At 57.7% G+C, this 9,094-nt stretch carries 13 protein-coding genes and 1 pseudogene; 10 read left to right on the top strand and 4 right to left on the bottom strand.

The window, feature by feature from the left end; translation table 11 throughout:
- Nucleotides 1–216 (top strand): annotated as a pseudogene (locus ACO54Z_RS08175) (CsbD family protein); the annotation flags it as partial.
- A 109-nt stretch (nucleotides 217–325) separates the two neighbouring features.
- On the opposite strand, the gene ACO54Z_RS08170 reads toward ACO54Z_RS08175, so the two are convergent.
- Complete coding sequence (locus ACO54Z_RS08170) at nucleotides 326–463, bottom strand: hypothetical protein (RefSeq protein WP_485996559.1); 138 nt, start codon at nucleotides 461–463, stop codon at nucleotides 326–328.
- Nucleotides 464–595: 132 nt separating this feature from the next.
- A complete protein-coding gene (gene lnt / locus ACO54Z_RS08165; protein ID WP_485996558.1) occupies nucleotides 596–2,059 on the bottom strand; it encodes an apolipoprotein N-acyltransferase in 1,464 nt (487 codons plus the stop codon).
- Between the two features lie 212 nt (nucleotides 2,060–2,271).
- Here lnt and ACO54Z_RS08160 point away from each other — a divergent pair, with 212 nt between their 5' ends.
- The 5 genes from ACO54Z_RS08160 (at nucleotide 2,272) to ACO54Z_RS08140 (ending at nucleotide 5,435) form a co-directional block, all read left to right on the top strand.
- On the top strand, nucleotides 2,272–3,216 hold the full coding sequence (locus ACO54Z_RS08160) for an AEC family transporter (RefSeq protein WP_485996557.1): 945 nt from the start codon (nucleotides 2,272–2,274) through the stop codon (nucleotides 3,214–3,216).
- Nucleotides 3,217–3,297: 81 nt separating this feature from the next.
- Nucleotides 3,298–3,699 (top strand): DUF4878 domain-containing protein, encoded by a 402-nt coding sequence (locus ACO54Z_RS08155; protein WP_485996556.1) that lies wholly within the window; start codon nucleotides 3,298–3,300, stop codon nucleotides 3,697–3,699.
- A gap of 65 nt (nucleotides 3,700–3,764) precedes the next feature.
- On the top strand, nucleotides 3,765–4,196 hold the full coding sequence (locus ACO54Z_RS08150; RefSeq protein WP_485996555.1) for a nuclear transport factor 2 family protein: 432 nt from the start codon (nucleotides 3,765–3,767) through the stop codon (nucleotides 4,194–4,196).
- A gap of 53 nt (nucleotides 4,197–4,249) precedes the next feature.
- Nucleotides 4,250–4,651: a DUF4878 domain-containing protein gene (locus tag ACO54Z_RS08145; RefSeq protein WP_485996554.1), complete on the top strand. Its 402-nt coding sequence runs from the start codon at nucleotides 4,250–4,252 to the stop codon at nucleotides 4,649–4,651.
- A 55-nt stretch (nucleotides 4,652–4,706) separates the two neighbouring features.
- Nucleotides 4,707–5,435 (top strand): nitroreductase family protein, encoded by a 729-nt coding sequence (locus tag ACO54Z_RS08140; RefSeq protein WP_485996553.1) that lies wholly within the window; start codon nucleotides 4,707–4,709, stop codon nucleotides 5,433–5,435.
- 52 nt (nucleotides 5,436–5,487) lie between these two features.
- Here ACO54Z_RS08140 and ACO54Z_RS08135 read toward each other — a convergent pair whose 3' ends face one another.
- Nucleotides 5,488–5,721 carry a DUF1963 domain-containing protein gene (locus ACO54Z_RS08135; protein ID WP_485996562.1) on the bottom strand — a complete coding sequence of 78 codons (234 nt, stop codon included), beginning with the start codon at nucleotides 5,719–5,721 and terminating at the stop codon, nucleotides 5,488–5,490.
- Nucleotides 5,722–5,787: 66 nt separating this feature from the next.
- Nucleotides 5,788–6,408, bottom strand: coding sequence for a DUF1963 domain-containing protein (locus tag ACO54Z_RS08130; RefSeq protein WP_485996552.1), 621 nt, complete (start codon nucleotides 6,406–6,408; stop codon nucleotides 5,788–5,790).
- A gap of 102 nt (nucleotides 6,409–6,510) precedes the next feature.
- Here ACO54Z_RS08130 and ACO54Z_RS08125 point away from each other — a divergent pair, with 102 nt between their 5' ends.
- From ACO54Z_RS08125 to ACO54Z_RS08110, 4 genes are read left to right on the top strand one after another with little or no spacing between them, the layout of a single operon-like run.
- Nucleotides 6,511–7,569 carry an ADP-ribosylglycohydrolase family protein gene (locus ACO54Z_RS08125; protein ID WP_485996551.1) on the top strand — a complete coding sequence of 353 codons (1,059 nt, stop codon included), beginning with the start codon at nucleotides 6,511–6,513 and terminating at the stop codon, nucleotides 7,567–7,569.
- The gene (locus ACO54Z_RS08120) at nucleotides 7,566–7,853 is read left to right on the top strand and encodes a hypothetical protein (protein WP_485996550.1); all 288 of its coding nucleotides are present in this window, start codon (nucleotides 7,566–7,568) and stop codon (nucleotides 7,851–7,853) included. The genes ACO54Z_RS08125 and ACO54Z_RS08120 overlap by 4 nt, the downstream gene beginning before the upstream one ends.
- Nucleotides 7,850–8,350, top strand: coding sequence for a metal-dependent hydrolase (locus tag ACO54Z_RS08115; RefSeq protein ID WP_485996549.1), 501 nt, complete (start codon nucleotides 7,850–7,852; stop codon nucleotides 8,348–8,350). The genes ACO54Z_RS08120 and ACO54Z_RS08115 overlap by 4 nt, the downstream gene beginning before the upstream one ends.
- A complete protein-coding gene (locus tag ACO54Z_RS08110; protein WP_485996548.1) occupies nucleotides 8,343–8,792 on the top strand; it encodes a SoxR reducing system RseC family protein in 450 nt (149 codons plus the stop codon). Before ACO54Z_RS08115 ends, ACO54Z_RS08110 begins: the two co-directional genes overlap by 8 nt.
- The last annotated feature ends 302 nt before the right edge of the window (nucleotides 8,793–9,094 follow it).

Genomic DNA, 9,094 nt, shown 5'->3' with positions numbered 1-9,094 from the left:
GCAGATAAGTGGTCTGATGCGAAAGATAAACTGTCTGATGCTAAAGATGCAGCAGAAGATAAGCTGTCTGATGCTAAAGATGCGGTAGCAGATAAGTGGTCTGATGCGAAAGATAAACTGTCTGATGCTAAAGATGCAGCAGCAGATAAGTTGTCTGATGCTAAAGAGGCTGTCGCAGATAAATGGTCTGATATAAAAGATGCCGTAAAAAAATAGTCTCAGATTTATCTCTTATTCTGCAAATTCTTAATACTCAACTGCAAAAGGCCACTTTTTTAGGTGGCCTTTTTATTATGAACTTCTTGAAGAGCGACAAAACCGGTATTTATCCCGTTTCCTGCCACTGCCAGCGGCCACGGTGGGCGTCGGGGTTGTCGGTGAGGCGGGCGAGGTCGGCGGGGGCGGCAAGTGCCAACGGGCAGCAGGCGAGTAGGGCAAGGGTTTGCAGGGTTTTTTTGGGCATGGGATGTCCTTTTTGGCAGGAGGATGTGGATGACTGCGCGATAACAACGCCGGGGCGTTTGTCGGCGGGATCTTCACCGTTTGCGCTACCGTCTGCAAGCGGCGCGGCTTGTCTGAAACTTTCGGTGAACGGCTATATTGGGTCTCGTGTTTTCCGCACCAGCAGCAATCCCGCTGCATACAGCGCCAGCAGCGCGAAGATGACGGCGTTGCCAAAGCGGGCGTAGGGCGTCGCGCCCTGATACGGCTGGATTTCGCCTGTCAATACCTCGCGGACGAAGCGCGGGATGCGTGCCTTGATGCGGCCATGCGCGTCCAGCAGCACGGTGATGCCGTCGTTGGTGGCGCGCGCCATTTCCCGCCCCAGCTCGCGGCTGCGCATCTGGTTCATTTGCAGGTGCTGGTCGGCGGCGATGGAGTCTTTGAACCAGGCGTCGTTGCTGATGTTGATGAGGTAATCGGCCTCCGGCAGCGCCTGCCGCATATCGCGGCCAAACGCCGCCTCATAGCAAATCGACGCCCCGGCGCGGTGTTTGCCGGTGATGAGCGGCGGCTGTTTGGCGTCGCCGCGCTCGAAGTTGCTGTAGGGGATTTCCACGTATTTCTCGAAAATAGTCAGCCAGCTGCGCAGCGGCACATATTCGCCAAACGGCAGCAGGTGGTGTTTGTAGTAGCGGCCATTGCCGTCGCCGAGGGTGATGATGGCGTTGTAAAAGAGCTGTTTGTGCAGCTCGCCCGCCGGGATGCCCGTCACCAGCGTCTGCCCGCGCGCCTTGAAGTAGCCGTCAAGCTGTTCCAGGTCGCGCGTCATCTGTTCTTCCATGAAGGTGAAGGCGGTTTCCGGCAGGATGACCACAGCTTCTTCGCGGTCAATGGCGAGGGCGATGTAGTCCTGCAAATGGCGCTCCATCAGCGCCGGGTCAAATTTGGTGCTTTGTTCGATGTTGCCCTGGATGAGGGCGACGCTGAAGGGGTCACCGTCCGGCGTGGTGTGCTCCATCAGGCTGGTGGCGCTGGCAACAGCATACAGGGCAAAGGCAAACGCCAGCGGTTTGCCCCGGCGCAGCACGATGGCGCGGGCGAGCAGGCTGGCGATGAGCGTCAGTATGAGGCTTATCAGGAAAACGCCGCCGAGGGGTGCGAGGCCGTCCAGCGGCGTGTGCAGCGCGCTATAACCGGCGGCAAGCCAGGGGAATCCGGTAAAGAGATAGGCGCGGGCGAGTTCGCCGCCCGTCCACAGCAGCGGGATGAGCAGGGTGCGCCGCCAACTGCCGGGCGCGCTCAGGCGGCGCATCAGCCATGCAGCGAAGACGGTATAAAGCGCGAGATAGAGGATGAGCAGCACGTTGGCGAGGATGGCGAACGGCAACGGCGCGCCGCCGAAGTGATAGAGGCTGATGTACACCCAGTAGAGGCCGCTGCCGAGGTGGGCGAGCGCGAACAGCCAGGCATCGCGCAGCGGTTTCTGCCGCGCCGGATGCTGCCACAGCGCGAACAGCACGGCGAGCGGCACGACGGCGGCGGCACCGAACGGCCAGGGGGCGAAGCAGAAGGTGAAAAGCAGTCCGGCAAGCGGCGCAAGCAGGGAATACAGCATGGTTGTCGCGGAGGGTGGTGAGCGGGCGGGCATTATAATGTATAGCAATCCACGCAAAGCCCTGTACGGTGTTGCGCCGCCTGACCGGGCACCCTAAAAAATGGCGGAGCCATTTTTTAGGGAAACCCGTGCCGTATTCCAGATACTGTCTTCGGCGGCGCGCCTTGTACAGAACTTTGCGTGTATCGCTATATTTATTGGGGAGATTACCGATGAGCCGATTTTTGGCAGGGCTGGCGTTTTCCGCCGAAACCATCATCCCGGTGCTGGCGCTGATTGTCATGGGCTGGTGGATGAAGCGGCGCGGCGAGATGGGCGGCGAACTGGTCGCGGGAATGAGCCATATCGTCTATCGCTACGCGCTGCCGACGCTGCTGTTCGTCAGCGTCATCAAAAGTGACGTCTCGCCGCTTGCAGCGTGGCGGCTGATTGGCGCGGGCTGGCTGGCGGTGCTGGTACTTTACTTCGGCGCAAGCTGGCTTTCGCGCGCTATGCCCGCTGCCGACCGGGGCGTCTTCGTCCAGGGCGTCTTTCGCGGCAACCTCGGCATCATCGGCCTCGCCTTCATCGGCGGCGTCTATGGCGACAGCAGCAACACCTTCGCCGCCGCCGCCATCTTCACCGGCGCGCTGACGCTGTTGATGAACATCCTCGCCGTCATCGCCCTCAGCCAGGACGACAACCGCGCCATCTGGCCACTAGTGCAGCGCGTGCTGAAAAACCCGCTGGTGCTGGCGCTCATCGCCGCCATTGCCGTCAAAACCGTCGCCCTGCTGCTGCCGAACACCGTGCTCAATTTCGCCGCCTACCTGAAAAACCTCACCCTGCCGCTGGCGCTGCTCACCACCGGCGCCAGCTTTGACCTGCGCGGCGTCTTCGGCGCGGGACAAATGGCCATCTGGGCGAGCATCGGGCGGCTGGTCGCCTCGCCGCTGGTGTTCGTCGCCGCCGGAATCGCGTTCGGCCTGCACGGCACGGCGCTCGGCCTGCTCTATCTCATGGGCGCAACCCCCGCCGCTGCCGCCAGCTACATCATGGCAAAAGCGATGGGCGGCAACGCCACCGCCGCCGCCAACATCATCGCCATCACCACCGCCTGCTCGCTGTTGCTGGTCGCCCCGGTAATCGCGCTCTTCCCGTGGCTGGGGTGGGCATAAAAACCTGTTCAACAACCCGCCAAGCGGCTACACTTCGCGCGCCGCCACCCGGCGGTATCCATTCACACAACGGAGAACCCGATGAAAAAACTGCTACAAACCCTCTGCCTTGCCTTCTTTGCCAGCGTCCTTGCCGCCTGCGGTGGCGATTCCCCGGAAAAAACCGCCAAGACCTTCTTTGAAGAACTCTTTAGCGGCGATGCCAGCAAAGCCGCCGAACTCGTCTATATCCCGCCGGAAGCAGGCGACAAAGGCGCGGAAATGGCGAAAGGCAAACTGACGATGATGGCGGGCGAATTACAGAAAAAAGTCAAAGAAGAAGGCGGTGTCACAATCAGCACCGGCGAAGTCAATTACACCAATGCGGACAAGACCGAAGCAACCGTTGAGCTGATTATGACAAAGAAAAAAGATAACAAACAAAAAACCGAGAAAGTCCCGCTCATTAAAACTGACAAAGGCTGGCGCATCCAAATGAAATAAAAACCGCTCCGCCGGAGAAGCCTCCGGCGGATTACCTTTCTGAAAAATGACCCAAGGAGCAAAATATGAAAAATATCTGTAAAATTCTACTTCTTACCGCCCTTGCCACTATTGGTAATATTGTTTGGGGTGCTGAAGATACTCCGGAAGCTGTTGCTGAAACTTTCTTTGAAGAGCTTCTTAATGGCGATGTCCATAAAGCAATGGATTTGGTTTATATACCTCCGGAACTTGCAGAAAAAGAATCATCCAAAGAAAAGGCAAATTACAAAGTGACTGATTTAGCCAGACAAGCAAAAAGAGCAGCCGAAATAGAAGGCGGCATAGAAAAGGCCAGTGTTCAAGAGGTGATATATAAAAATAGAGATAACAAAAACTTGGCATTCGTAGATCTGCTTATTAAGAGTCCAAAATATCCTGAAGGTAGAACCTTGGAAATACCATTAATTAAAACTGAAAATGGATGGCGTGTTGATTTTAGCCTGGCTTCGCTATAAATAGAGAAAATTTTTAGCATCTTGATTTCCTAAAAATTACTAAGGAACAACCCATGAAAACCCTCCTCAAAACCCTGCTTCTCACCACCCTTGCCGCTATTAGCAGCCTTGCCTGGAGTGCCGAACAAACTCCGGAAGCGGTCGCCAAAGCCTTCTTCGCCGAATTTATCCACGGCGATGCTGCCAAAGCGGCCCAATACGTCTATATTCCGCAAGACAGCAAAAGCAAACCGGCAGACGCGAAAAAAGCCATGACCGAGCGTGTCAAAGCCGAGCAGGCGCAAATGAAAGCCGTTGGCGCGGAAGTCACCCTCGGCAAAGTCACCTACACCAATAAAGAAAAAACACAGGCGACGATAAAAGGCACACTGAAAAGCAAAGCCAGCGACAAACCACAGGATGCCGACATTCCGCTCATCAAAACCAAAGACGGCTGGAAAGTCGTTATGCCATAAAGCCAGAATTGCCGGAATAAGTTTCCGGCAATTTTTCAAACGACAAGGAACTCCCATGCTCATTGACCTGCTAAATCACCGCCGCGCCGTGCGCCACTACAGCGACCAGCCCATCGACGCCGATACTGTGCGCAGCTGTCTTGAACAAGCCCGCCTCGCGCCGAGCAGCTCCAATATGCAGCTCTACCAATTTGTCCACGTCACCGACCCGGCGACGCTGCAAGCACTCGCCACCGCCTGCCTCGGCCAGCAAGCGGCGGCGACCGCGCAACAAATGGTTGTTTTCGTGACTAGGCAAGACCGCTACCGCGACCACGCCCGCCAGGTGATGGCGCTGGAGGCGGAGAACATCCGCCGCACCAGCCCCCCGGAAAAGCAGGAAAAACGCCTCGCCGCCAGCCGCACTTACTCTTACTACGGCAAACTGCTGCCTTTCATGTATGCGCGCGGCTTCGGTCTGCTCGGCCTTCTGCGCAAATTGCTGTTCGGCGCGGTCAGCCTGTTCCGCCCGATGTACACCGATTGCAGCGAGGCGGATATGCGCGTCGTCGTCCACAAAAGCTGCGCCCTTGCCGCACAAACCTTCATGTTGGCGATGAGCGAGGCGGGCTACGACACCTGTCCGCTGGAAGGACTGGAGAGCCGCCGCGTCAAACGCCTCCTTGGCCTGCCGCGCGGCGCGGAAATCAACATGATCATAAGCTGCGGCATCCGCCAGGAAGGCCACGGCATTTGGGGCGAACGCCACCGCCTGCCGTTTGCGGCGGTGTACCGGCGCGTCTGAGCGTCTGCAAGAAAGTCTGTTAAAAAAGCCGCTGTTTACAGCGGCTTTTGCTTCAATCGCTATCTATATTAGAGAATACCCCGGAAAAATCACGCCTGCGTAAATCATCCGGGTGGATAAAGAAATTGATAAAAAGATAATAATAGCCAAGGATTGGAAGTTCATCGGATATTTGCAACAGCAGACGGCTTTGTTCAAATCGCACTTCTTCCGGATCATCTGGCACATCATCAAAAATAATCCGGTGGCGCGGGTCATACTGGCAGGTTAGTAAATAACCGCCGATATATAGCGATACACCGAAAGCCTCATACGGTGTTGCGTCGCCTCGCCGTACAACCGCGTACTGCCTTCAGCGACGCGCCTTGTCTGAAACTTTCGGTGGATGGCTATAATTTTCGACCTCCCATGAAAGGTCAAGATACTGGTTATATGCTTCACCGCTACAACCAAGGCTGTTACCATTTTTATCGACGATAACATCGTCATAGCGCATATCGCTATCCGTCATATATTGCGTTTGTGCTGGCTGAAATTGCAAGACACAGGGCGGATTTTGCCGTTTTTCCTGTAAAGGTGCATTGGGAAGATTTTGCTGCAAGGCGCTGTCATCTGTAATAACGTTGGGATAATAGCGGTAAAGTGGTCTTTCCCCATCGCCCACCAACCCCAAATTGTCATCCATGCCATCCACAAATATTTGCAAAATGCCTTCCGTCGGGAAATCGGGTATGGGCGGCATTTCGGTAAAATTGATTTGGGCAAACAGCGCAAAAGGATAGCCCCGGTTGGTATAAGGATATTCATCGTCCAGCGGCAAATAGGGCACGCCGCCGAGATGGCTTTGCCAGAGGGGCGGACGGCCTTCACCCTGCCATTCTTGCCAGGTAAACGGCGCGATGGTTTGCGCGGTTGGCAGAATGGCATCTTTATACGGGGCGAGCAGCGGATATTTTTTAACAAAATCGCACATAATTTTCTCCGGGATTCAAGGGAAAGCGCAGTTTACGGACAAGGGCGGGGCGCGGCAATCTGCGCTACCATAACGCCCGTTTTCTCTTTACAAGGAGCCATCATGGCTGACATCACCCCACAGGAGCGCTTCCGTGGCTGCCTGCTCGCCGGGGCGGCGGGCGATGCCCTCGGCGCGCCGGTCGAGTTTATGCCCCGCGCCGATATTCTCCGCCACTTTGGCACGGCGGGCATCACCGCCTTTGCCCCCGGTTATGAGCGCGTTGGCGCGATTACCGATGACACGCAGATGACGCTGTTTACCGCCGCCGGGCTGCTCGCAGCGTGGTGTGGCGATGGCGATGTGGTACGCGCTACCGCCCGCAGTTATCTGGCCTGGCTGCGTACCCAGGATGAATGGCCGTATGACCCGCTGCTGGCGGCGGAGGAGCCGTCCGGCTGGTTGTGGCAACAGCCGGAATTGCACCACCGCCGTGCACCGGGCATGACCTGCCTCACCGCGTTGAGCGGGATGCCGGTGCTGGGCGCGCTGGCGCAGAACAACAGCAAGGGCTGCGGCGGGGTGATGCGGATGGCGCCAGTCGGGCTGTATGCGGCCGCGCAGCGCTGGTCGCCCGCGCAAACCTTTCAGACGGGGACGGCGCTGGCGACGCTGACCCACGGCCATCCCGCCGGTTCGCTCACTGCGGGCGTGCTGGCGGTACTGGTGCAGGCGCTGTGCGAGGAAGTGACACTGGCGGACGGCCTGGCGCGCGCCAAGCCGCTGCTGCGCGCCCGCGCCGGACACGAAAGCACGCTGCATTTGCTGCAACAGGCGGAGGCGTTGGCAGCAAGCGATGTGCCGCCCGCGCTGGCGGTGGTGCAGTTGGGGCAGGGCTGGATTGCCGAGGAGGCGCTGGCGATTGCCGTTTATTGCACGCTCGCGGCGGCGGATGTGCGCAGCGGCATTGTGATGGCGGTCAATCACGACGGCGATTCGGATTCGACCGGCGCCATTGCCGGTAATTTGCTCGGCGCACGCGATGGCATCAATGGCATTCCCGCCGAATGGTTAAAAGAATTGGAATTGCGCACGGTGATTGATGAAGTGGCAACAGATTTGTATGCCACTGGCGATAGCGATAATAATGATGCACGAATGCGGGAAAAATATCCGTCATGAGGAAAATCGTTTTGCATAAAACCGGAAAAATCTTGCGTGGCGAATATCAGGGCGGGCGGGTTTATATTCTGCAGGACAGCCCGAAAGATGAAGATTTTTTTGTATTTATTGCACCGCCGAAAAATTCCCCGGAATTTAATCCAGACTGGCTCTGGTTTGATGACTGGGTGCAGGACATGGAAAATCTGGAATATTATTTTACGGTTAAAGAATGGGAAATTGACTGGAATGCCTATGACGACAAGCCGGAAATGCAATTCCCGCCACCGGAGACAAAAACATGATTACCGCCCACGCTCCCGCCGGATATATCGGCGCACAATTATTACGCCGCCTGAAACCGGCCCATCTTTCCGCGCGCGCCTGGTCGCTTTATGGCGCCATCAGCGGCATTCTGCCCGATGTTGATATGCTCTGGTTTTACCTTGTCGATCATCGCCGCATCCATCATCACCGCTACCCGACGCATTGGCCGTCGCTTTGGCTGCTGGCGCTCGTTATCGCCTTCCTTTTCTGGCGGCGCACGCATCGCCCGGCGGCCGCCATCGCGCTGCTGTTTGCGGTGAACGGCATGGTGCATCTCTGCCTTGACAGCATCGTCGGCGACATCTTGTGGCTGATGCCGTGGCGTGATACGCCGTATTCCCTGTTCACCGTCACCGCCCGCTACCAGCCGTGGTGGCTCAATTTCATTTTTCACTGGGTATTCCTGCTGGAGCTCGCCATTTGGGCAGTCGCCGCCGGAATATTTCTGCACAATCAACGACAACCCCATGACTGACAACACCATCCGCGTCCGCATCACCGCTGCTGACGCCACCACCCTCCACCTCGTGCCGGTGGACGACATCCGCGAATGCCGCCGCTGCGCCGAGGGCAACGGCTGCGGCAACCGCCCGTGGTTCCGCGGTTTTTTCCGCAACGGCAGCATCGCCCTGCCCAACCGCGATGGCTGGCGCGCGGGCGAAACCGCCGAGCTGCACCTCTCCGCCGCCGGGCTCAACATCAGCGCGCTCGTCACCTACGGCCTGCCACTCGCCACCTTCCTCGCCGCGCTGCTGGCGACGCAGACACTTGCCGAACCGCTGCAACTGCTCGCCGCCAGCACCGCCCTTGCGGCTGCCGTCGCCGCCGTCCGCCCGCTGGGGCGGATTATCATCCGCCGCCATCTGTGGCTGGAACGCCGCCACGCCCGCGCAGAAGTGGTGAAGGTGGCAGGCTAGGCGCTGTTTATAATTGAAAAATCCCCCTCCCCTGCAGGGCGAAGCCCGCAGCGGGGGAGGGTTGGGGAGGGGGTGGGCGATATTATTGACGAGCTAAAATGCCGGTTTTTCAGTTGTTTGCAGCCCTCACCCCACCCCCTCTCCCAAAGGGACTGGAACAGCTCGCGCAGCGAGAGACCCAACAATCTGAATGCAGAACACCTCTCGTTGTTGGGTTACGGCTGCGCCTAACCCAACCTACAAACCTCACGGCTGAATTGTAAACAGCGCCTAGGGGCTGTTTACAATTGGTCTAACCCCTT

Source organism: Cardiobacterium sp., from assembly GCF_057314735.1.
Note: the sequence above shows the minus strand (reverse complement) of the source record. Positions and strands in the feature narration are given on the sequence as shown.

Excerpts from the sequence above, each read along its gene's own strand:
- ACO54Z_RS08125 (WP_485996551.1), top strand. The coding sequence starts at position 6,511 with ATGGCTGACATCACCCCACAGGAGCGCTTCCGTGGCTGCCTGCTCGCC.
- ACO54Z_RS08120 (WP_485996550.1), top strand. The coding sequence starts at position 7,566 with ATGAGGAAAATCGTTTTGCATAAAACCGGAAAAATCTTGCGTGGCGAA.
- ACO54Z_RS08155 (WP_485996556.1), top strand. The coding sequence starts at position 3,298 with ATGAAAAAACTGCTACAAACCCTCTGCCTTGCCTTCTTTGCCAGCGTC.
- ACO54Z_RS08150 (WP_485996555.1), top strand. The coding sequence starts at position 3,765 with ATGAAAAATATCTGTAAAATTCTACTTCTTACCGCCCTTGCCACTATT.
- ACO54Z_RS08160 (WP_485996557.1), top strand. The coding sequence starts at position 2,272 with ATGAGCCGATTTTTGGCAGGGCTGGCGTTTTCCGCCGAAACCATCATC.
- ACO54Z_RS08145 (WP_485996554.1), top strand. The coding sequence starts at position 4,250 with ATGAAAACCCTCCTCAAAACCCTGCTTCTCACCACCCTTGCCGCTATT.
- ACO54Z_RS08140 (WP_485996553.1), top strand. The coding sequence starts at position 4,707 with ATGCTCATTGACCTGCTAAATCACCGCCGCGCCGTGCGCCACTACAGC.
- lnt (WP_485996558.1), bottom strand. The coding sequence starts at position 2,059 with ATGCTGTATTCCCTGCTTGCGCCGCTTGCCGGACTGCTTTTCACCTTC.
- ACO54Z_RS08110 (WP_485996548.1), top strand. The coding sequence starts at position 8,343 with ATGACTGACAACACCATCCGCGTCCGCATCACCGCTGCTGACGCCACC.
- ACO54Z_RS08115 (WP_485996549.1), top strand. The coding sequence starts at position 7,850 with ATGATTACCGCCCACGCTCCCGCCGGATATATCGGCGCACAATTATTA.
- ACO54Z_RS08130 (WP_485996552.1), bottom strand. The coding sequence starts at position 6,408 with ATGTGCGATTTTGTTAAAAAATATCCGCTGCTCGCCCCGTATAAAGAT.
- ACO54Z_RS08170 (WP_485996559.1), bottom strand. The coding sequence starts at position 463 with ATGCCCAAAAAAACCCTGCAAACCCTTGCCCTACTCGCCTGCTGCCCG.